The sequence below is a fragment of the Nocardia fusca NBRC 14340 genome (genome assembly GCF_001618425.1).
Classification (GTDB): Bacteria; Actinomycetota; Actinomycetes; order Mycobacteriales; family Mycobacteriaceae; genus Nocardia; species Nocardia fusca.
In genome coordinates this window covers 1-19,832 of record NZ_BDCU01000039.1, presented here as the reverse complement: position 1 = coordinate 19,832, position 19,832 = coordinate 1, and the positions used below count along the sequence as shown (strand labels likewise).

At 62.3% G+C, this 19,832-nt stretch carries 24 protein-coding genes and 2 pseudogenes; 6 read left to right on the top strand and 20 right to left on the bottom strand.

Features of this window, described 5'->3' with window-relative positions:
* Positions 1-377, top strand: a 377-nt coding sequence (locus NF4_RS25060) for a serine hydrolase (protein ID WP_157120566.1), incomplete at its 5' end; no start/stop codon positions are given.
* A gap of 84 nt (positions 378-461) precedes the next feature.
* Here the strand turns inward: NF4_RS25060 and NF4_RS25055 are convergent.
* The 10 genes and pseudogenes from NF4_RS25055 to NF4_RS25020 all read right to left on the bottom strand — a co-directional run bounded on the left by NF4_RS25055 (position 462) and on the right by NF4_RS25020 (position 8,606).
* A complete protein-coding gene (locus NF4_RS25055; RefSeq protein WP_063129836.1) occupies positions 462-1,088 on the bottom strand; it encodes a pentapeptide repeat-containing protein in 627 nt (208 codons plus the stop codon).
* A 260-nt stretch (positions 1,089-1,348) separates the two neighbouring features.
* Entirely contained in the window at positions 1,349-1,900 is a 552-nt protein-coding gene (locus NF4_RS40385) for an LLM class flavin-dependent oxidoreductase (RefSeq protein WP_501193528.1), read from the bottom strand.
* Between the two features lie 37 nt (positions 1,901-1,937).
* Positions 1,938-1,991 (bottom strand): annotated as a pseudogene (locus NF4_RS40135) (hypothetical protein); the annotation flags it as partial.
* 33 nt (positions 1,992-2,024) lie between these two features.
* Complete coding sequence (locus NF4_RS36840) at positions 2,025-2,906, bottom strand: sulfurtransferase (protein WP_084533440.1); 882 nt, start codon at positions 2,904-2,906, stop codon at positions 2,025-2,027.
* A 72-nt stretch (positions 2,907-2,978) separates the two neighbouring features.
* Complete coding sequence (locus NF4_RS25045; RefSeq protein ID WP_063129834.1) at positions 2,979-3,731, bottom strand: alpha/beta fold hydrolase; 753 nt, start codon at positions 3,729-3,731, stop codon at positions 2,979-2,981.
* An 85-nt stretch (positions 3,732-3,816) separates the two neighbouring features.
* Entirely contained in the window at positions 3,817-4,839 is a 1,023-nt protein-coding gene (locus NF4_RS25040; RefSeq protein WP_232330643.1) for a maleylacetate reductase, read from the bottom strand.
* Positions 4,840-4,880: 41 nt separating this feature from the next.
* Positions 4,881-5,768, bottom strand: a complete 888-nt coding sequence (locus NF4_RS25035; protein ID WP_063129832.1) for a dioxygenase family protein — start codon at positions 5,766-5,768, stop codon at positions 4,881-4,883.
* Positions 5,769-5,883: 115 nt separating this feature from the next.
* Positions 5,884-6,495 (bottom strand): nuclear transport factor 2 family protein, encoded by a 612-nt coding sequence (locus NF4_RS25030; RefSeq protein ID WP_063129831.1) that lies wholly within the window; start codon positions 6,493-6,495, stop codon positions 5,884-5,886.
* Positions 6,496-6,580: 85 nt separating this feature from the next.
* Positions 6,581-7,651, bottom strand: a complete 1,071-nt coding sequence (locus NF4_RS25025) for a Gfo/Idh/MocA family protein (RefSeq protein WP_063129830.1) — start codon at positions 7,649-7,651, stop codon at positions 6,581-6,583.
* 97 nt (positions 7,652-7,748) lie between these two features.
* Positions 7,749-8,606: a sugar phosphate isomerase/epimerase family protein gene (locus NF4_RS25020; RefSeq protein WP_232330640.1), complete on the bottom strand. Its 858-nt coding sequence runs from the start codon at positions 8,604-8,606 to the stop codon at positions 7,749-7,751.
* Between the two features lie 341 nt (positions 8,607-8,947).
* On the opposite strand from NF4_RS25020, the gene NF4_RS25015 reads away from it, so the two are divergent.
* Positions 8,948-9,844, top strand: coding sequence for an alpha/beta fold hydrolase (locus NF4_RS25015; RefSeq protein WP_232330639.1), 897 nt, complete (start codon positions 8,948-8,950; stop codon positions 9,842-9,844).
* Positions 9,845-9,924: 80 nt separating this feature from the next.
* On the opposite strand, the gene NF4_RS25010 is transcribed toward NF4_RS25015, so the two are convergent.
* The gene (locus NF4_RS25010; protein WP_063129828.1) at positions 9,925-10,782 is read right to left on the bottom strand and encodes an alpha/beta fold hydrolase; all 858 of its coding nucleotides are present in this window, start codon (positions 10,780-10,782) and stop codon (positions 9,925-9,927) included.
* Positions 10,760-12,202, bottom strand: a complete 1,443-nt coding sequence (locus tag NF4_RS25005) for an MFS transporter (protein ID WP_063129827.1) — start codon at positions 12,200-12,202, stop codon at positions 10,760-10,762. The genes NF4_RS25010 and NF4_RS25005 overlap by 23 nt, the downstream gene beginning before the upstream one ends.
* A 278-nt stretch (positions 12,203-12,480) precedes the next feature.
* Between NF4_RS25005 and NF4_RS25000 the strand changes: the two genes are divergently transcribed.
* Positions 12,481-13,254, top strand: a complete 774-nt coding sequence (locus tag NF4_RS25000; RefSeq protein ID WP_232330638.1) for a sugar phosphate isomerase/epimerase family protein — start codon at positions 12,481-12,483, stop codon at positions 13,252-13,254.
* A 61-nt stretch (positions 13,255-13,315) separates the two neighbouring features.
* On the opposite strand, the gene NF4_RS36835 is transcribed toward NF4_RS25000, so the two are convergent.
* From NF4_RS36835 to NF4_RS24990, 4 genes and pseudogenes are all read right to left on the bottom strand, one after another.
* Positions 13,316-13,858 carry an IclR family transcriptional regulator gene (locus tag NF4_RS36835; protein WP_232330642.1) on the bottom strand — a complete coding sequence of 181 codons (543 nt, stop codon included), beginning with the start codon at positions 13,856-13,858 and terminating at the stop codon, positions 13,316-13,318.
* 51 nt (positions 13,859-13,909) lie between these two features.
* Positions 13,910-14,068 (bottom strand): annotated as a pseudogene (locus tag NF4_RS39455) (helix-turn-helix domain-containing protein); the annotation flags it as partial.
* Between the two features lie 232 nt (positions 14,069-14,300).
* Positions 14,301-15,167 (bottom strand): sugar phosphate isomerase/epimerase family protein, encoded by an 867-nt coding sequence (locus NF4_RS24995; RefSeq protein ID WP_063129825.1) that lies wholly within the window; start codon positions 15,165-15,167, stop codon positions 14,301-14,303.
* A gap of 13 nt (positions 15,168-15,180) precedes the next feature.
* The gene (locus tag NF4_RS24990) at positions 15,181-15,978 is read right to left on the bottom strand and encodes an IclR family transcriptional regulator (protein WP_063129824.1); all 798 of its coding nucleotides are present in this window, start codon (positions 15,976-15,978) and stop codon (positions 15,181-15,183) included.
* Positions 15,979-16,396: 418 nt separating this feature from the next.
* Here NF4_RS24990 and NF4_RS24985 point away from each other — a divergent pair, with 418 nt between their 5' ends.
* Complete coding sequence (locus NF4_RS24985; RefSeq protein ID WP_063129823.1) at positions 16,397-16,651, top strand: N,N-dimethylformamidase beta subunit family domain-containing protein; 255 nt, start codon at positions 16,397-16,399, stop codon at positions 16,649-16,651.
* Between the two features lie 234 nt (positions 16,652-16,885).
* Here NF4_RS24985 and NF4_RS24980 read toward each other — a convergent pair whose 3' ends face one another.
* Complete coding sequence (locus NF4_RS24980) at positions 16,886-17,077, bottom strand: hypothetical protein (protein ID WP_063129822.1); 192 nt, start codon at positions 17,075-17,077, stop codon at positions 16,886-16,888.
* A 25-nt stretch (positions 17,078-17,102) separates the two neighbouring features.
* Here NF4_RS24980 and NF4_RS24975 point away from each other — a divergent pair, with 25 nt between their 5' ends.
* Positions 17,103-17,627 carry a CGNR zinc finger domain-containing protein gene (locus tag NF4_RS24975; RefSeq protein WP_063129821.1) on the top strand — a complete coding sequence of 175 codons (525 nt, stop codon included), beginning with the start codon at positions 17,103-17,105 and terminating at the stop codon, positions 17,625-17,627.
* A 75-nt stretch (positions 17,628-17,702) separates the two neighbouring features.
* On the opposite strand, the gene NF4_RS24970 is transcribed toward NF4_RS24975, so the two are convergent.
* The 3 genes from NF4_RS24970 to NF4_RS24960 form a co-directional block, all read right to left on the bottom strand.
* Positions 17,703-18,350: an SDR family NAD(P)-dependent oxidoreductase gene (locus NF4_RS24970; protein WP_198165468.1), complete on the bottom strand. Its 648-nt coding sequence runs from the start codon at positions 18,348-18,350 to the stop codon at positions 17,703-17,705.
* 107 nt (positions 18,351-18,457) lie between these two features.
* The gene (locus NF4_RS24965) at positions 18,458-18,814 is read right to left on the bottom strand and encodes a hypothetical protein (protein WP_063129819.1); all 357 of its coding nucleotides are present in this window, start codon (positions 18,812-18,814) and stop codon (positions 18,458-18,460) included.
* Complete coding sequence (locus NF4_RS24960; RefSeq protein WP_063129818.1) at positions 18,814-19,392, bottom strand: hypothetical protein; 579 nt, start codon at positions 19,390-19,392, stop codon at positions 18,814-18,816. Before NF4_RS24960 ends, NF4_RS24965 begins: the two co-directional genes overlap by 1 nt.
* 89 nt (positions 19,393-19,481) lie before the next feature.
* Between NF4_RS24960 and NF4_RS38030 the strand changes: the two genes are divergently transcribed.
* A complete protein-coding gene (locus NF4_RS38030; RefSeq protein WP_157120565.1) occupies positions 19,482-19,619 on the top strand; it encodes a VOC family protein in 138 nt (45 codons plus the stop codon).
* The last annotated feature ends 213 nt before the right edge of the window (positions 19,620-19,832 follow it).

Genomic DNA, 19,832 nt, shown 5'->3' with positions numbered 1-19,832 from the left:
AACTCAATGAAGGCCTCCCCGGCGACACCCGGGACACCAGCACCGCGGCCGCCATGGCCACCGGCTTTCACCAGCTGATCCTCGGCAACGCCCTGGCCCCCGAAGATCGGCGGCTGCTCACCGGGTGGATGCGGTCGAGCGTCACCTCGCGCGAACGTATGCGCGCCGGGTTGCCCATCGGCTGGGTGGCCGCGGACAAGACCGGGGCGGGCGGCTTCGGCACCGTGAACGATGCGGGCGTGGTGTGGAGCCCCACCGGCACGTCGGTCGTACTGGTCATCTTCAGTCGCTCGACCATCGGCTACCCCACGGCCGCACCCAGCAACCAGGCCATCGCCGACGCCACCACGGCCGTCCTGGAGTCCGTGACGGACTGAACTGGTCTGGGCCAGTGGGGAGCTGTCCCGCGGTGCGGGGAGGGGAGTGCCGGAGGTATATCCGGCGAGTTCACTCCTGGACGGTCAGCCCGACCGCCGCGGCCAGTGTCGGCGCGAGGTCCAGCAGCTGACCGGGTGTGACGAGCGCGCCGCGCAAGGATTCACGCCGTCGGCGATACCGATACTGTGCGCGCTCCGGAAGTCGACCTTCTTCAGCTGTGCGTTGCGCACCGTCAAGGCCGACACCTCGGAACCCGGAAAACTTATCTCCGACAACTCGGCGCTTCCGAAGTCGACATGCCGCAGTACGCAATCGACGAAGCGGACATTGGTCAACCGGGCATTCCGGAAATTCACCGAGTCCAGTTTGCAATTGTGGAAGACCACCCGGCGCAATTCGGCGCCACTGGCCTCCACACCCGACCAGGCGCCCTCGATCACTTCCGCGTCCAGCCAGGCGGCGTCGGGCATATCGGTACCGGTGAACCGGACACCGTGCAGCCAGACATCGGCGAACCGCGCACCACCGGCCACGCCCCGGTCGATCTGTACCGAGCGGAAGGCACACTGGTCGAACACCGTACTGCGGAGGTCGGGTTCGGTCAGAACCATATCTTCGAACCGGGCACAGTCGTACTCACGCTCGAGTTCCAGGGCGCCGGCTGGTTCGAGCCATTGTGCGAACGGTAGATCGGCCAGGTCCCGTGGCATTGCGCTCCTTCGCCGATCCGATTACGCCGCGATGGTCCCACTGTAGATCGTGGAATCCACGACTCCCGGCCTGGCAGCCGAAGCTGCCGTGGGCCGTGCCGATTACCCGTCTCGCCGTTTTCAGTGGTGCGACGGTGCGGAGACGACCCGGTGCCGAGGCGCTGCCGCGGCGGCGGTGAGATGTCCGGGCAGCGTTGCGGGTTCGTAGTCGGCGCGGAAAAGGCCGCGAGATACCAGCAACGGGACCAGTTCGTCGGCGATCACCTCGAGACTGTCGACGAGAATGTCGGGTTGCAGGTTGAACCCGTCGCAGGCGTAACTGCGGTACCACTGGTCGATACGGTCGGCCAGTTGTTCCGGGGTGCCCACGAAACCGCCGTGCCCGGAACCGGAGTAGCGGGTCTGGCGCAGGTACTCCCGGACGGTCGGCCGGGTTTGCCGGATCTGCTCGAGAATGGATTCGCGGAAGCCGATACTGCCGGTGAAGATTTCCGGGTCGGCAGGGCCGCGCAACACCTCGTCCGGAACTGCTCGTCGAGCTCCAGGGTGCCCACGTCGACACCGATGGCGTGGGACAGCCACGCCGCGGAATACGCGCTGGGACTCGATTCGTACAGTGCGTCGACTCGGCGGCGGGCTTCTTCCTCGGTGGAGCCGAGCGTCAGCAGCAGGCCGGGCATAATGGCGACATCGCGGGGGTCGCGCCCGGCGCGCACCGCGCCGTCCTTCACGGTCAGGTAGTGCTCGCGCGCGGTGTCGAGGGTGATCTCGGCGGTGAATACGCCGTCGACGTAGTACCAGCAGGCGGGCACCGGGGTTCGCGGCGGTTGCGATCGAGTCGAGGATACGCAGCGAGGATTCGTCGTCCCAGTCGTGCAGGATGTAGATATCTGCGCGGGGCACCTCGACAAAGAAGTCCCCGCCGGTGGCCGTGATTCAGTACGAATGTGGCCCTTCTATCAACGGCAGATCAAGACGTGCAGACCACGCTCTTATCGATCCCGCGTATACAGCTACGTCATCACGACCACACAATGCCAGCGCATGCGCCAGCCCTGTCGCAGCTATGCCACCGCCGCAGTAGGTCACCACCGTCTTACCCGGATCCAGCAAGCCCGCAGCGGTGAATTCCCGTCGAAGATCCACGATGGGTCGTAGTCGTCCGGTCGAGGGTGACCGGAGTCCGGACACCGGTATGTTGATGCTGCCCGGGATATGGCCTCGACGGACGTAGCCGGCAGATTCACCCCGGTACGTCGCCTCGTCGAGAGTGTTGACCAGGACGGTCGATTCATCGTCGAGCGCAGCGAACACCTCGGCAGTCGATCGAATGAGTCCGGGCCTTCTCCGCGGTACGAACACGTTCGGCGTGCACGTAGGCGGTCCAGAAGTCACCGGTGATCGGGCCGCCCTCCATGCCTGTAGTCCACCGTTCAAGGTCGACACCGCGGCGAAACCCTCCAACCGGAGGTGCCACCAGAAGCGACTCGCCCAGGTTTCGTCCTGCTGGTCGTATACCACGACGTGCACTCCAGCACCGATTCCGAGAGCACCTGCTGCTTTCGCGAACCGGCCGGATGGCGGAATCGCCCATGCGCGATCGGCAGCTGATTCAGCGAACGCTCCCAGGAGATCGGCGAATACGGCGCCGGGGATATGTTCCTCGAGAAACTGCGCATATCCGCTGACCGGTGAGTGGGATCCGTCCGCCGCGACGTCGTTGTGGCACGTCGCATCGACCACTACCAGACCGGTGTCATCGAGATGCTTTTGCAGCCATTCGACAGAAACGATGTGCGGGACAGTGTTCGGTGACATAACGTTCATCTCCGATGGTGGAGGTGTTCACAGTGGGCGTCCGTCATCGAATTCTCTGTTCATGATGCCGGTTCACCGAGCGACGCAGACGCTCAACAGAGCTTCCGCCAATTCGGCCGGCCGAGTGAACATCGATTCATGGCTGCCCGCCACGAGTGTGGGTGCCACCTCGCATCTGTCGGGCATACGCGGCGCCCATCCGAATTTTCCGGGGGGCAACGCAATGTCGTCGCTGGAAAGCACGTACTCGAGCGGAATATCGAGAAGGCGATACTTCTCCCCATCGACAGGTTCGTCGGTGAACGTCCGGAACGGTTGCGGGCGGAGAATGGCGTGAACCACTGCGGCTGCCTCCGGACTCGCGTCAGCCATGAACGATTCGTGGAAACTCTCCGCGGGGGGAGCCACGGTGTTGTCGGGCGACGCTGCCGCCAACGCAGTGAACGATTCGACGTACTCGGGTGGCACCTCGTCGAGAAGCGAACGGCCTTCCTCCGGGACGAACGCACTCCAGAACACGATTCGCTTCAACCGTGACGCCAGCCGTGGTGCGGCGCCCGCAGCGACGAAACCACCCCAGCTGTGCGCGATCAGCGTCACCCCCGTGCGATCGGATGAATCGACGTGATCGACGAGAGAGTTGACACAGTCGGCGAGGGTGACGCCGCGGGGGTCATCGTTGATACCCAATCCCGGGCTTGTCGGTGCGCTGACCCGGTGACCGAAGGCTCGCAGGTAGCTGGCCACTGGTTGCCACGTCCACCCTCCGTGCCAGGCACCGTGAACGAGAACGAGGTCTTCGGATGCAGTAGGTGCGTAGTCCATATCGGGACTCCTTTGTCGCCGTGGTGTTGCGCCGTGATGGTGGAGAGATGCTGCGTGCTGTGGCGGTGACGCCACGTAATAGAACTCATTCGGGCGGACTGCCGGTCAATGCGTGCGTGACGATAGAACGAATTGCCTCGGGCGTGATCGGTCGCGGATTCGAATACGGATTCGCGACAGCTTCGACCACCACCGCCTCGACATCTTCTTCGCGCATGCCGAGCTCGTGGAGCGAGGTCGCCGGCCCGATCTGCCGGCTGACAGAGTGGATCCACGAGGCGGGGTCGTCCACACCTATCGCGCGTGACATCAATTCACGGGAACGCGGGGCACCGACGAAATTGTAGGCCAGCACATGCGGAAGAACTATCGCATGTACCTCCGAATGCGGCAGGCCGAACGCCCCCCCGATTATGTGACAGAGTTTGTGGTGCAGGGACATACTCGTTGCACCGAGGCAGGTGCCAGCAAGCCATGCACCGTACAGGAGCTCGCGTCGGACGTCGGAGTTCATCGGGTCGCCGGCGATTTTCGGCAGACCGGTCGCCAGAGCTCTCACCGCTTCACCGGCGATGATTTCGACGAGCGGGGATCCGTCCGGTGCGTAGAGCGCTTCTGCGGCGTGTGCCATCGCGTTGAGTCCGCTCGATACCGATAGTGGCGCCGGGAGGTTCACGGTCAGGTCGGGATCGTAGATGACCGTGCGCGGCAGCACTCTCACATCACGCCCGGTTGTCTTGTTGCCCGGATCGGTGATCCCCCAGATCGGGGTCATTTCCGATCCTGAGTACGTCGTGGGAACGGCAAGAACGGGAAGTCCTGTCCCGAGCGCGAGCGCCTTACCCAGTCCGACCGCGGAGCCACCACCCACCACGACGGCACCGTCGATCTCATGGGTGGTGACGTACTCGTCCGCGGCGGCGACCACCGAGTTCGGAACGTGCATCGTCGCGTGCGCATACACCGAATGCGCCCGATTTCCGGCCAGGACCGCGATCTCCTGGCCGTGCGGTCTCTGCCGTGGGGTGCAGATCACGACTACCCTCGACAGGTTCAACCGATCGAGCTCTTCCGGCAGCTCACGTATTCGACCACTGCCGAACAGCACCCGCGACGGGTGAGCTGTATGAACGAAGGATCCGGGTACACTCACGCGCCGACCTCTGCAGATTCCGCAATCGCGTCCAACACAATGTCGAACTCGATCAAGTCGAACGGGTTCGGTACGCCGTACCGCTCCGCGAGTTCGGGGTCATCTACCTGTAACACGGGACGAACGAGACTCTTCTTGACACCGAACACCGTGTCGTCGTCGAGGTACGGGCTACTTTCTATGAACAGGTGCGTTGTGACCGGCGAGTACCCCTCGGCCCCACCGATGAAATGAATATGTGCCGGACGATAGGGATGACGCCCGCTGGCACTCAATAGTCTGCCCACCGGTCCATCTGCCGGGATGGGGTAGAACTTGGGAATGACGGTTCGGAACCAGAACTGTCCTTCGCCGTCCGCGGTGAAGAGTCCGCGAAGGTTGCGGTCGGGAATCAGGTCTGGTTGTTGCACGTCGTAGTATCCCGCCTCGTCCGCCTGCCACACGTCGACCACGGCGCCGGGCACTGCCGATGAGTCCACGGACCGCACGGTGCCACGGACAACGCATGTGGCATCACCTGTGAGAGCGATATTCGCGCCCAGTTCCGATTCGGGTGAATCGACCATATGGAACGGGCCCAGAACGGTGGACTCGGTCGCGCCGACCGGTTTTCGGTTGTTGATCGCATCGACCAGCATCGATACGCCCAGTACGTCGGAGAGAAGAATGAATTCTTGACGGACGTTGTCGCACATGTGTCCGACCTCGGTCAGAAACTCGATGCTCTGTTCCCATTCACGTTGTGTCGGTTCGATATCCCGGACAAAGTCGTGCAGATGGACGGTCAAGCTGGTCAGGATCTGCCGCAGCCGTTCGTCTCGGGTGCCGGAGAAACTTCGCACGACAGCCTCCGTGGCGGTCGTTTCGGAGAAGTCGGTCGCCATCGGCTGCCTTTCGTGTGAGTAATCGCCGCGTCGGCGGCACATCGTTCGGGGTCGCTGGGCTTCAAGACCTGTCGGCCCCCCTCGTCGCGGCCTGGGCCGATCCCCCGTCCGGGGGTCAGAGTGGAATACCGGCCGTGTCAGAGCCGTTCAGCCATTCACGGCCCTCCGCATACAGAGTCTCGGTCGCATCACCGGTCAGCCCCGGCAATCCGAGTTTCACATCGAAACCGAGCGATGTTTGCAGGTACGCGAGGTGGCGGTAGCCGACGGGGAACGATGCCAGCCGATCTGGATCCAGGGCCACCGTCGCTGCGGGGTCGACGAGATCGAGCCGGTCGGTCTCGTACACCGGTTGGCGGCGGACTATTTTCCAGTCGCCGTCGCGTTGTTCGAAGAAGTCATAGAACCTGCCGGTGCACACCACATCTGCCTCGACTCCGTGCACGTGTGCGCGTTGGTTGATGGTCATCTTCGTCTGCGCGATCGCGCGCTTACCTCGAATGTCGACCGACGTTCCACCCAGAAAGTGCAGAATGCGGACCCCGTTCTCGAATCCTTTGCGGCTTACCGCGATGAAGTTCTGCGCCGACCCCTGGAACCAGGTCGCGGTCATGTATCCATCGCTGGCCCAGACTGTGGCGAACCTGTCCCAGTCACCTGAATCACGCCATACGGCCCAATTCTCGACGACATCTCTGATCGCCGAGGCGCTTTCTCGATCCGACATCAGTTACCTTTCGTGAAGCATTCGAAATTCGGTTCGTTATTCCCGGTGACTCGCTCGACCGGACAGATGTTGCCCGCCGAGCAAATCACTGCGGGGAGGGCTGAACGGGTTCCACGGCGACGAGTGCGCCGGTCTCTGCGGACCTGTGCGCGGACTCGATGACGTTCAAGGTTGCCGCGGCATCGTCGACTGTTACGATCGGCGCGGCCGTCCCCCGTGCCACATCGATAAAATGGCGTAGTTGCCCGGTGTAGGAGTCTCCGCTCGCGATGGCACGAAATCGCCTGGACAGCGGCAGATTCCAGTTGGATTCGCCATCGTGATAATAGTGACCCAATTGCGGGAAGGTCAACGAACCCTCGGTGCCCGCGATGGAATAGCTGGACGCGTCGGGGCTGAACGGGAATTGCGGATCGTCCTGTGTCGACTGATCCCAACCCCAGGGTGCGACAACGGTATCCGAAACGATGAACGTGCCGACCGCACCATTGTCGAAGCCCACGATCACGGCGGCGGTATCTTCGACCTCGTATCCCCGGGCAGCGTTACTCGCGATTGCCTGAACTGTTGTTACCTCACCGATCAAGTAACGCACGAGGTCCAGGTCATGGACCAGGTTGATCAACATCACTCCGGCACCGCTCGTACGGCGCCAGGGCTGTTCGAAGTACTGATCTGACTTTTTGGTCAGCCACATGCCGTTCACCGCGACGATTCGACCGAGCTCTCCTCCCCGGATCATTTCCCGCGCGGCGGCAACGGCCGGATGATGCCGACGATGATGACCGACAAGGACCACTCCACCCGCTTCGTCGACAGCAGTCGACAATACCGACGCCTCGTTCGCCGAGATTGCGACAGGCTTCTCGAGCAGGGCCGGAATTCCGGCGTCGATAGCCGCGAGCGCAGTCGGTACGTGTTCGCCGTTGGGGTTGGCAATGATGACCGCGTCGATGTCCGGTGCGGCGAGCAGGTCATGATAGTCGGAATAGTTGGGGACCCCGACCGTGTCGGCAAGCGTCGTGGAGAACGGGTCCGCGACGCCGACCAATGTCGCATTCCGTTCGCGGTCGATGAATTCGGCGTGCTTGGTGCCCATGACACCGGCACCAATGATGCCTATACGCAACGGACTCGGCTTCAACGATGTACTCATTTCGATAGTAGTCTGTTCTCTTCGTCGATACCGGGCGGGAAGTATCAGTATTTCCCCGTGGGCGAAGTACCGGTAGTCTCGCGCGCCACTGAGTGGCTTATCGAAGGTGTGGCGCCGGGACGAACCCGTGATCCGAAGTAGACCAACCTGCGGACTCCAGCATGGTCAGGGTAGAAAACATGATTTCCTCGGCCACGACCGGAAGCGGAAGCAACTCCAGTGCGTCGGATATCGGTTCTATCGACAGTGGAGGAAGGAGATCGATGTGCGAGCCGATGGTGCGAAGGAATCCTTCGATGTCCAGCGAACCACGCCCCGGGTAGGTGCGCAGGTGACGTGCCTCGTGAGCCGGTGATACCCCCTGCCGAGGCGAAACATCCGATAGCTGGACGCCGGCCACCCGGCTGAGATTTGCGGCGGAGAGCTCGCCGGGCACACTTCCTGAACGAAAGAAGTGAACGACGTCGAGAACAACACGCGCGTTCGCTGCCCCAGATTTCTCGACAATACGTAGCGCCTCGGTCAGGTCTCGAATGCGGCTGTAGGGCATGAACTCGATAGCTATCGGAACGTGAGACAGCCTGTCGCAGACCGTGGCGAAATCATCTTCGATCCGTTGTAGTTCACCGCCGAAGGCGGCAACATGAACACGGTCGGGTCGGAGCGAGTGGGCAAGTTCTTCGACAAGAGAGTTCGCGTGTCGTACCGGTCCGTCCTCCCCCAACCTGATGAGTTCCAACTCGGCAATATGCAAACCGGCATCGACGACCTGCCCGTGCAGCTCGTCGAGTCCGATGCCCCTTTCGAGTGCCGCAACGCACTGACCAACGGTCAAGCCGATGCCGGTGAATCCACTGGCTGCAGCCGACGCAAGGATCTGCGGAAAAGGTCGGTCGCGAAAACATATCGCTCCCATCGACAGATGGGCTTGCGGGCGAGGTCGGGCGTCACTCATAGTGGACAAACTAGGCGCAGGAGCCTCCTGAACTCCAGGTCGAATTGCCACTGAGTGGCAGTTGACGAGTTTGCGGTAACTACGGGCATCCGCACCGGAGTTACCGCACGCCGATCACGGCGCACCGGCCCGCAGCGAGAGACAAGCACAGGGCCGTGTGGCCAGAAGTCGAATTGCCACTGAGCGGCGGATACTGCTGGTGGGTGAACCCGCCTGATAGGACCATTCGTGACAGACCGAACCGACCTCGAAAACCGCATACGCGGGACGAATGAGGTCCGGCACCACCTGTCGGCGATCCAGGACGTTTCGACGACATTCGATATATGAAAGAGAGAACTGTGACGCGCAAGAATTCGAGTCCGACGATCGAGAGCGAAGCCGGTATGAGACACGACAGTCTCTACCTGGACGACTTGAAACTTCATTACGTTCGGGCCGGCCGCGGCGTCCCCGTTGTTCTGCTGCACGGCTGGCCCCAAACGTGGTTCGCCTGGCGCAAGGTCATCCCGCTCCTCGCCGATCGATACGATCTCATAGTCCCAGATCTCAGGGGCTTCGGTGACACATCACGGCCCTCCAGCGGATACGACAAGAAGACCGTTGCTCACGATGTGCGCCGATTGATCCGCCACTTGGAACTGGGACCCGTTCACATCGTCGGGCACGATATCGGGGGAGCGGTGGCATACCCCTATGCCGCTCAGTGGCCGGCAGAAGTACGGACTCTGACGTTCATCGAGAGCAGCCTTCCATCGTTCGGCCAGGAAGAGTTGATGGATGTCGCACACGGTGGGAGCTGGCACTTCGGGTTCAACATGTCGGGCGATATCGCCGAAGAACTCGTCCGCGGGCGTGAACGTCTGTTCATCGACTACTGGATGCGCCGGAGCACCGTCGGAGTCGTAGATCCCTCGTCGGTGGAGAGCGATGCGTTGGACCAGTACGAACGATCAATGGCTCAGCCGGGCGGCCTGAGAAGCACTCTCGCGCACTATCGGGCACTGCCGCAGGACCGGTCCGACAATCGCGAACTGGGACAGACGCTACTGCCTATGCCGGTATTGGCAATAGAAGGCGAACGCGGCCAGTCCGGCCACTCGATCTCGACGATGTCGAAGGTGGCGACCGATGTCAGCTCAGCCGTGATCGAGCGGGCCGGCCACTATCCACCTGAAGAGAATCCCACTCAGCTGGCTTCGGTCCTGCACACGTTCTTCATGGGTGCGAAAACCTAGGGACCGGTGGCCATCTCGGCGCCCGAGACCAGGTCGTGGTGTCGGGCGCCGAGGCGGTTACGTCGTGCAGGGCGAGGGTTTCATCGTTCGAGGAAGTTCGCAAGTGCGTCCAAGACTGCGTCGGGACGTTCTTCCACGACCCAATGTCCGCATTCCGGGATCGATACTCCGGTCACATCGGTGGCGAATTCGGATACCATTTCAGCGATCTTGGGCCCCCATCGGTCCGCCCCGCCCAGTGCAAGCACGGGGATGGTGAGGGGCTCCTGCTTGAACTTACGATTGTCCTCGGCGTCCTGCTCCAACGCCCGGTACCACCCCAGGGTGCTCCGGATGGCGCCTGGTTGCGCAAGCGCGCGAGCATACAGTTCGACATCGTCGTCGGTGAATGCGCCATGATTGCTTGTGCGACCGCGAAAGAACGATTCGACGTACCCGTATTCGCGGCCTGTGATCAAGAACTCCGGCAGATCGGGGTTGCGATGGAACGAGAAGTGCCAGACTGTCGGGTCTGCGTAGATCGTGTCCCACAGATCTGCGCCGGGGATCGGTACGTCGAAGATCCCGAGCCGCGTAACGGCTTCTCTGTGCGTTGCAGCCCAGGCATAGGCGACCATCCCTCCGAAGTCGTGGCCGATGACCTGAACGGTCTCGAATCCCAGTGCCTCCCGCAGAGCATCCAATTCCGCGGCCATGGTGACCTTGTCGTAACCGGTCATTGGTTTGGACGAATTGCCGGCGCCCTTCAGATCCACGGCGACGACGGTGTGATGCTCGGCGAGCTGATCGATCACGGGTGTCCACTCGTACCACGTTTGGGGCCAGCCGTGGATGAGAAATACGGCTGGTCCGGAGCCGACCACGACGGCGTGCAACGAGACATCGGCAGCGACACGGTGGAACACGTGACGAAGTTCAGCGGAGAGGTTTCTGGACATGGACAAGCTCCGTTTCATTTCTCTGAAGGTTTACGCTCTGTGCGATCTCGACGCGAGATTCCGGCGATGGATCGCGCATATCAATGTCTGTCGCACCAATGGTATTCCGGTAATACAACCCTTTCAGTGACATACAGATTGCACTGACGGAGATCGGTATCAGCAGGAGTAGGAATACCTGCTGAAATGTTACACCCATGCTTGCCAATGTCGTTCCGACTGCCGCTCCGGCCACGGCACCGACGCGTGATATACCGGCCGCCCAGCTTGTTCCTGTCGACCTGACATCGGTCGGATAGAACGTCGCCGACACCGCCGTGTAGCCGGTCGAAATCGAATTGGTGCACATGCCGAGCACGAAGATCAACACTGCCAGTAGCGTGGTCGACGACGGCGACACCGCGATCGACATGGCCATCGCCGCACCCAGCACGCTCGCCCATACCAGTGTGACGTGTGCTCCGAAGCGGTCCTGTATGAATCCGATCGCCGCGCATCCGATGGTTCCGCCGACCTGCAGCAGCGTGGTCAACAGTGCGATCGTACCGATCGCGAATCCAGCTTCCTTGAACAGAAACGGCAACCACGTGTTGGTCAGGTACACAGTGAACATCACGGCTACGAAACCGATCCACATGGTCGTGGTTCCCAGTCGCAGTCGAGATGCGAAGAGTGCGCCGATCGGATAGGAGCGTGTATGCGCAGCGGACTCGCGGGCGAAAGCAGTCGCCGTGGTGGCACTTCCGGGTTCGATGCGGTTGCAGTATTCGACGAGGCTGTCGCGGTCGCGTCCCGAGTTTGCGAGGAATCGCGCGGACTCGGGCAGGGCGCGAGCAATAGCAATGAAAATGCCGGCCGCTATTGCACCGCACAGCAGGATTGCTGCTTCCCAGCCGAAGGCCTCGACGATGAAAGGCACCACGATCGCACCCACCGCTGCACCGGTGGTGAACCCGGACCAGACCAAGGCCACCACTGTTCGGCGGCGGGCTGTGGGAACGTACTCCGACACCAGCGCTGCCACATTCGGCATCGAGGCTCCCAAACCGATACCTGTGAGCACACGAAGGAGACTGAAGACCGCGACATTGTCGGCCGATGCCGTTGCGAGCGTCACCACCGTAAAAGCGCCGATCGCCCAGACGATCACCGCTCTTCGGCCGAATCGATCACCGAGGGGGCCGGCGACGAAGGACCCGATTGCCAATCCCGCAAGGCCCCCGGTCACTGCGGGCGCTAGCTGCGCAGTGGTGATTCCGTAGTCGTCCTTGAGCGCACCCGACATGAACCCGACGACCGTGATTTCGAGCCCGTCGACGACGATGCACAGATAGCACAGGATGAGTGTTCGTCTTTGAAACCAGCTGATCGGATTGCGATCGATCACATCGCGAATCGTCACTCCCGCTGCATTTGCCACAACGGTTTCCTTTCCTGGAGCGAGGAGAGCGCAAGGATCGTGTGCTGCTGCACACTCCCGCGTCGTAGGCGAGATTTCTCGCCGTCGCTCCACAATGCGGTACGGATCACATCCGAGAAACAATCCGGTGCCACTGAGTGGCTCGGGTTGCTCGGTCCGCGGGTGCCCGGCCGAAATACTGTATGGATAGAAGCGCAATCGCACACGATCTTCGAAAGAGACATTGACCCATGCAGCCCTCCCGGACACCCCGTTCCGTCTCGCTCCATCACCTCACGATGTTGCATGCCGACCCGTTCGAGCTGGTTTCCGCGGCAGCGGCCGGAGGTTTCGATCGATGCGGGATAAGGATCGTCTCACCGGATCCCGGCCGACCGGTGTTCGACCTGATAGAAGACCGGGCCATGCGCTCTCGGTTCGTCGAACACATGAAGAACAACGGTGTCGAGATACTCGACTTCGAGGCGGTGTGGCTCCGAAGCGATACCGATGTGAACACTCTGATTCCAGCTCTCGAAGCGGCTGCCGACATGGGTTCGAAATACGTGCTGACCGTGGGGAATGATTTCGAGATCCCCAGACTGACTGATACTTTCGGGCGCCTGGCCGACGCTGCTGATCGTTTCGGGTTGATTCTCCCGCTGGAGTTCATCACGTACTCGGCAGTCTCGAACCTGGCCGCTGCGGTCGATCTCGCCGCACAGGTCGGGCGTAGCAATGTCGGCATTGTGATCGATTCCTTGCAGTTCTTTCGGGCGGGCGCCGAGTGGGATGTCCTCGCGCAGATACCGCGATCTCGCCTGCCCTATATTCAGATAAGCGATGGACCCATTGTCGGGCCGACCGATATCGATACGCTGCGCTACGAAGCTCGAACATCTCGAATGGCTCCCGGTGCAGGTGAACTCGATCTGCGCAAGCTCCTGCAAGAATTGCCGTCGAATATCCCGATCTCCATCGAGATACCCAATCCAGAGCTGGCTCGGTTGCCGTTCGACGGAGCCGCGATGCAGTTGCGAGAAGCGACGGACCGGTTACTCGACTCACTCTGATCGGTCGGGTATGGCATTCCGGGAGTCGGGGGTCGAGCACGCCGACGAGGCGGAGGCAAAATCAGGTTGACGACAGACGCGAGATGCCCAGGGCAGCGGTTCGAACGGCCGGTCCGAATCGGCTCAGATTTTTGCTGGAGTGCGCGACGACGCCCAATGCACCGACCAAGACTCCACCACTGCCGATGATCGGCGACGCAACGGAAACGACGCCCAGCGTCATCTCTTCTTGTGCGAGCGCCACACCGTTCCGGCGCACATCTCGAAGAGCAGAACCCAACCGCCCTGGTTCGGTGATCGTGTACCGTGTATGTCGGCTCAACCCTCGGTCGATTGCTTCCAGCAACAGATCCCGCGGTGAATTCGCGAGAAGACATTTACCCACCGCAGTTGCGTGAAGGGGAAGCCGTCCGCCCACTTCTGTGCGATTGGCAACAGCTGTGGTGCAGGAGATCTTCTCGATACACAATGCTTCGCAGCCATCCAGTACGACTAATTGAACGTTCTCATGGGTGGCTGCCCACAGATCTTGCATGAGAGGCAACGCAGCTTCTCTCAGCCCACGCTGCTGAGGGGCGAGGGCGCCGATCTTCCACAGTCGCATTCCGATTCGGTATCGATTGTCGACAAGTCGATCGAGCCCACCCCACTCGGTCAACTCTGCCAGCAGACGCCGCGTCGTAGTGATGGGAAGTTCGGCCCTACCCGCTATCTCGGAGAGTGTCAGTTCGGGCTTCGCCGTGTCGAAGCACGCGAGAACCGACAGCAACCTACTCGCCACACTGGATCCGGGTGTTCCCACATTTCCTGCCATAGTTGCCTCATCTAGATCTGGATTCCTGCTTCCGGCGGATCGCCTCTCTACGACCCGTTCGCACCTGCCGGCAGGCAGAACGATTCAAACTGGTCGTTACCTGACTTCCTGCATCCCGAATAGGTCTCTATTTCACGGTGCCGGCAACCGTAATGCAGATGGACCGATCAGTTCCGACGAGCACGGAAATCGAAACGTTCGGATCAGCCCGAGGATCGATCGACGGGAAGGTTCACGCCACTGCGCTGTCGGCAAGGTTCTCGACCAGTGATCGCATCTTGACGAGACTGCGTTCGATTGCCTCGTCGAGAGTCCCGTTGTCAGGGTGGTGATAGTCGATCTCGAGTGCGAGGATGCCTTCGAAGTGGTTCTCGGACAATGCTTGTAGCGCATCCTCGAAGTCGATGAGCCCGTCACCGGTCGCGACGGACGGCCAGAAGCCGAACGTGGTGGGGTCACCCTTGTACGCGGTGACGTCCTTGAAGTGGCATGCTTTTGCGTAGGGTGCCATCGAGCGAATTGCCGCTTTGGGATCCTCGAGCATGCGCAGCTGATTGCCGGTGTCGAGACATAAACCAAGACTCGAACTACCCACTGCTTCGACGATCTCCACAGCCTGCGCCGCGGTGAAGTCGATGTGATTTTCCATGGCGAGTGTGATGCCCCGGTCGGTCGCATATGCACACGCCTTCACGAGCAGCGGCAGGAGCGCGTCTTTGTGTTCACTCCAGGAAGCCGGGCGGGTTCGACGGCCGCCGGCGCAGATCCGCATCACGGTCGCACCGACCTCGGACGCGAAGTCGACGTGGTAGTAGAGATCTTCGAGTGCCTGCGGATTTGCCCCGGAACCAAGACCATCCGGGTGGCCCCAGGCCCAGAGAACATCGAGTTCGCGATCGCGAATTCTCCGCCCAATTGTATTGCTCGTGTCCTGGGGGCCGAGCATGAACGACTCGATCGAGACAGCATCTGCTCCGAAGTCCGCAACACGGTCGATCATGTCCGGTACGTTCATCGGGTCAGCGGGTTCGGTTTCGAGGCCGGGGTAGACCTCGCCGAAGTATCTGTGAAAGCAGTAGGAGTCTATTCCCACGATCATGAGCTCTCCGATCTCAGGTTGCAGCCCGCTGACGAACGGGCAGTAGGTATTGGGCGTAGTCGAGCCGCGCAGAAGCGAGCTCGCCGGCCTCCCTCTGCAACGAGGGAATGAGCAGCTTCTGTTTCGCGGGGTCGATGTCACTCTTCGGACCTGCAATGCTCAGGACTCCGGTTGCCATACCGAGTGTTGGATTGACTATCGGCACTGCGATGGCCGACACCCCCGGTTCGTAGGACTCCGACACCACCGCATATCCGCGTTCGCGGGTATCGCGAATGCATGAGACGACTTCGTCCACGGTGCGTGGCGCGTTGGGCCCGAATCCCTCCCACACCAGCCCTTGCCGGAAGATGGTCTCCAAGGCGGTTTCGTCATCCATCGTACTGAGCCATGCATGTCCGGACGCGGAACACGACAATTGGACCCTGTAGTCCATGGGCGGGTCGTACTTGATGTTCCCTCGCGATCCTTGAGCTTTGAGTACCCACGTCAGGCTTCCGTCACCCGGAATCGCGAGTCGGGCCAAGACGCCCGACTCTGCCGCCAGCCGATCGATCGACGGCTTCGCAAGATCGACCAGGTCGACACGGCTGAGATAGCTGAGTGTCAGCGTCACCATCTTCATGCTGAGCGCATAGGTCCCGTCGTGTGCGCTCTGTCTCAGATAGCTTTTCTCCACCAGTTCGGTGAGCAGTCGATGTGTTGCGCTCGAGGGAATCTCGAGTTTCTTGGCGATGTCGCCGAGCTGCATGCCTTCCGGCGAGGACGACAGTAGCTCCAGAACAGCGAGCCCCCGCGTGAGTGCACCCATACCTGACTCATCTCCTGACTATGCGGCGTGCCTGCTCGGCATCATGTTAACCGATCAATGGACTTTTTGAAACGGTGATCCAAAATGGAATGCTGTTCCATATGCATCCTCGATGCGGAGGTGGGCGACCGCCGATAACAGCTCGCTGCGTATCGTCCAAGCCCGCATTCCGTGCACTCACCGCTGCCCGAGCGGATCCTTGGCCGATTGCGGGAATGATGAACGATCCGCGATCGCTCAGTGAGTGACGATCAAGCGGTGGGGCGGCCCGGAGATATCGCTGAGCTTGCCGACGGTCCACTGGTGCTCGGGGTGTGACGGGGCCCCGATGGCGGGTCACCTGAGCATGCGAGTTGCGGTTGGTTGAACTCGGTCGGTGTCCATTGCTGCCGGAACGCCTCGGGAGTAAGGAATCCCAGTGATCCGTTACGAGTTCGATGTGATCACCGACGAGGAGATCCATCGGGATGGACTCGACGCCCTGAATCCCTACCGGGTCGTGCTCACGAGTAGCCATCCCGAATATCCCACGACTCCGATGATGGCCGCATACGAGAGTTACCTCGCCGACGGCGAGTGGCACCACGCGACCACCGGCGAACTGGGTGGGTTGTGGCGTCTGCGCGGCAAGGAACCGCAGGTGAACGGCGGGGCAACAACGTTTCGAAGCTGACCCGAAACATGCTGGCCGGCGAAGAGATCGAATTTCTGCGAACGATCGAAATGTCGCTGGGGCATCACGGCGACCGTGCTCCAACTCGAGGCAGTGTACCGGTGAGCTTGATGCACGGTCGGCACAATCAGTCTGCGCAGAGCCTCGAACGCCGAGCACCTGGAGCCGCTGCCTCGGCGAGGCACGGCCGGCCGGGTTGTGATCCCCGTCGATCGCGAAGGCGCCTCATTTCGATCAGGCCTCGCGGCTCAGGGCGCGCGGCGGCGTCGCCGAGTCGGCGAGATCGATGCGCCGCGTCCCGCAGTCGGTGCACCGTACGTAGAGGATGAGGCCGTCGAGAGTCCGGTGCGAGGATTCGACGATCCATCCGTGCTCGTGAGTCGGCGGACTGAGGCGGGGGAGGTCGGCTTTGTCGAGATCGGTCATGCCACCACAATGATGTAATGTCCTTATGCATCTCAACCCTTACGGCGAATACGCTGTGCTCATGGCGGCTTCCCTCGCGAACGACTGGCCCGCCGACCGCGCCGGCCTCGAGGCTCGTATCCGCGGGGCGGGCATGACCGGCCCGTTCGAGGAAGCGCCGGACGACCACGAGCGCACGCGGGCGGTGATCGACTCGTGGCTCGAGATCGTCGACGCGGCAGATTCGAGCCGCCGCGCCGAACTGCTCAACGCTCAGATGGCCGATGCCGCCGCCCACCCGCGCCTGACGGACCACGACGGAGAAGGGTGGCATCTGCACTACCGGGACCCGGGTGAGGGGCTTCCGTATGTGATCCGCGCGGTCGTGACGGTCGGCACCGCGCTGCACCTGGTCACCCGAGGGATGCATCGGATCGCCCGCTGCGCGGCGACCGGGTGCGACCGCGTGGTCGTGGACGTCACACGCAACGGACGGCAGCGCTACTGTTCGGTGCGTTGTGCCAACCGCTCCGCGGTGCAGCGCCACCGTGCCCGCGCCCGCTCGGTCTGAGCCGACGCGCTCGGCGCGGTTCAGACCGCAGTGCTCGCCGGCGCCGGCTTGAACGGTCGCGTTCGGTGCATCAGCTCAGATGCGCACGGTAGGTGGAAGGTGTATCACTTGGTTCAGCCCGCCGTCTACCGTGATGCTCGCGCCGTTGACGTAACTGGCTTCGGTGCTTGCAAGAAAGGCCGACAGCAGCGGATTCCTCGGGTGCTCCCATGCGACGCGTGGGAATGTGCGCCGAATGCGTCTCAACGGCGCCCGGAGCATCGCCATGAACCCGGTCATGCCGGTCGGATAGATCACGCCCGGGTGCACCGTGTTCGAGCGTATGCCCTCCGCGCCGTGTTCGATAGCGATGCTGGCGCTCGGGCTTTCTGCGGCACTCTTGGCTGCCCCGTAGGCGGGCTGGCCGTAGTTGCTGCGCAGCGCGTTGGACGAGCCGATGGTCACAATATTGCCCCGTGTCCGCTTCAGATGCGGGATGGCGGCCTTGGCGGCGTAGGGGACTGCGCTCGCGTTGATGGCGATGATGTACTGCCAGGTCTGCGTGTCCAGCCCTGCGGCCAGACCGACGTCGCTCACACCCGCGCAGTTCACAAGGACGTCCAGGCGGCCGAACGACTGGGCTGTCCCGTCCACCAACTCGATGACAGCGGCCTCGTCGCGGACGTCGACCGCCCGCTGGACAATCGTGCTGCCCTCGCGTGCCTGTTCGACGGTTCGGCTCAACTTCCTCCGCGTCGCGGCCGGCGACAACCATTGCGCCGATGATCACGCGCCGAGGCCGAACTCGACTGTGCGGACGCTGCGGCCCTCGTCGCGGCCTGAAGCCGACGCTAGAACCAGTCGGTGCCGGAGATCGGCATCGTGTCGTCCACGTCCACGTCCACGTTCAGGTTCGCGTCGGCGTCGAGCTCGGCCTGCCAGATGCCGTAGGCTTTCGCGGTGCCCCTCCCGGTGCCGGCGTTGCGTGCACCGTCCGGGCGGCGGGCGGCTCGGATCGCGTTCCTGTTGCGCAGTAGCGCCTTGGAGGGCATGTGGGCCAGGGGGGAGTTTTCGCCGTCGTTGAGCTCGGCTTCGACGATCGCGACCCCCATCTTGTGCTGGGTGGCGTAGTCGGTCGCGTTCTTGCCGACGGGTCCGCCGCCGATGACGTTCAGGTCATAGTCGTATGTCGTGTTCTCGTCGGACATCAGGCCGCCGGCTTCCGTAGCACGGTGCTCAGCCGGATCGCTGAGACGAGGAAGAAGAACCCGCCGAGTGTCGCGTAGCCGGCGACGCCCGCGGTATCGCTCGCGCCCGCCAGTCCCTGGGAGAGGAATCCGCCACCGGCCAGTACCGAGATGCCGCCGCTGAGCATCTGTGCGACCTGGCCGCCGGACTTCCGGTTGCGGACCGCGGTGATCAGCTGCGGGATGCCCGACCCGATCGCCCACACGCCCCACACAACGAGTACGGCGGCGATGGAAACCGTCGATGCCCCACCGAGTGCGATGGCGACCGCGATGCTCACGCCCACGTTGACCCATTCGGTGACCTTGGGGCGGGTCGTGTCGGGGTCGGCGCGCAGCTGCCAGAGCACTGCTCCGGCGTCGAACAGCGGATAGATGACGAGCAGGGCGGTCAGCAGCGGTCCGGTTGTGGTGGAGGTGGCGACCATGAGCCCCGCCCAGATGAGGGCGAAGACGGCGCGGATGACGTAGAGGCGTCGCAGGGCGTCGCTGTACGGGAGGGTCGAGGTGTCGGATGCGGTGGTCTCCAAAACGGACATGAGGAGCTCTCTTCTTCAGATAAGTACCGATTGTAGTGTTACTAGTACGTCTACATCGTGAATGTAGACGACTTCGTACACCGGCGCAAGTGAGCGTCGACGACCTCGACACCGCAGAAACCGAAGCCATCCAGCTCGGGGCGACCAAAGTCGAGCACCAGCCCGGTCCCGAATACTCACGTGTGCTCCACAACCTCGCAGACCACCCCTGCTGCCTGCGGGCGTGACAGTGCCTGGTCGCGGACACAGCGGCCAGACCCGGGTCGAGGACCGGTCCGGCTCAGCGGCCGGTATGCGATCTTCGAGCGTTCGTGGCGGCCGGCGGGGAGGGCCGTCGATTCCGGACTCCACTGGCGCATCGTGGCGGTTGCGACCGCCACGATCGCGGCCCCTGGAACATCCTCGTCGGCGGACGATTCGATCGGTTCCCGGACAACCGG

Bases quoted from the DNA above. Each gene is read 5' to 3' on its own strand.
- NF4_RS25010 (WP_063129828.1), bottom strand. From the start codon at position 10,782: ATGTCCAGAAACCTCTCCGCTGAACTTCGTCACGTGTTCCACCGTGTC.
- NF4_RS24960 (WP_063129818.1), bottom strand. From the start codon at position 19,392: ATGTCCGTTTTGGAGACCACCGCATCCGACACCTCGACCCTCCCGTAC.
- NF4_RS24990 (WP_063129824.1), bottom strand. From the start codon at position 15,978: ATGGGTGCACTCACGCGGGGGCTCGCTGTTCTGGAGCTACTGTCGTCC.
- NF4_RS25025 (WP_063129830.1), bottom strand. From the start codon at position 7,651: ATGAGTACATCGTTGAAGCCGAGTCCGTTGCGTATAGGCATCATTGGT.
- NF4_RS24975 (WP_063129821.1), top strand. From the start codon at position 17,103: ATGCATCTCAACCCTTACGGCGAATACGCTGTGCTCATGGCGGCTTCC.
- NF4_RS25055 (WP_063129836.1), bottom strand. From the start codon at position 1,088: ATGCCACGGGACCTGGCCGATCTACCGTTCGCACAATGGCTCGAACCA.
- NF4_RS25045 (WP_063129834.1), bottom strand. From the start codon at position 3,731: ATGGACTACGCACCTACTGCATCCGAAGACCTCGTTCTCGTTCACGGT.
- NF4_RS25030 (WP_063129831.1), bottom strand. From the start codon at position 6,495: ATGTCGGATCGAGAAAGCGCCTCGGCGATCAGAGATGTCGTCGAGAAT.
- NF4_RS24995 (WP_063129825.1), bottom strand. From the start codon at position 15,167: ATGATCGTGGGAATAGACTCCTACTGCTTTCACAGATACTTCGGCGAG.
- NF4_RS36835 (WP_232330642.1), bottom strand. From the start codon at position 13,858: ATGCGACTGTGGAAGATCGGCGCCCTCGCCCCTCAGCAGCGTGGGCTG.
- NF4_RS25035 (WP_063129832.1), bottom strand. From the start codon at position 5,768: ATGGCGACCGACTTCTCCGAAACGACCGCCACGGAGGCTGTCGTGCGA.
- NF4_RS24965 (WP_063129819.1), bottom strand. From the start codon at position 18,814: ATGTCCGACGAGAACACGACATACGACTATGACCTGAACGTCATCGGC.
- NF4_RS36840 (WP_084533440.1), bottom strand. From the start codon at position 2,906: ATGTCACCGAACACTGTCCCGCACATCGTTTCTGTCGAATGGCTGCAA.
- NF4_RS25000 (WP_232330638.1), top strand. From the start codon at position 12,481: ATGTTGCATGCCGACCCGTTCGAGCTGGTTTCCGCGGCAGCGGCCGGA.
- NF4_RS25020 (WP_232330640.1), bottom strand. From the start codon at position 8,606: ATGAGTGACGCCCGACCTCGCCCGCAAGCCCATCTGTCGATGGGAGCG.
- NF4_RS24980 (WP_063129822.1), bottom strand. From the start codon at position 17,077: ATGACCGATCTCGACAAAGCCGACCTCCCCCGCCTCAGTCCGCCGACT.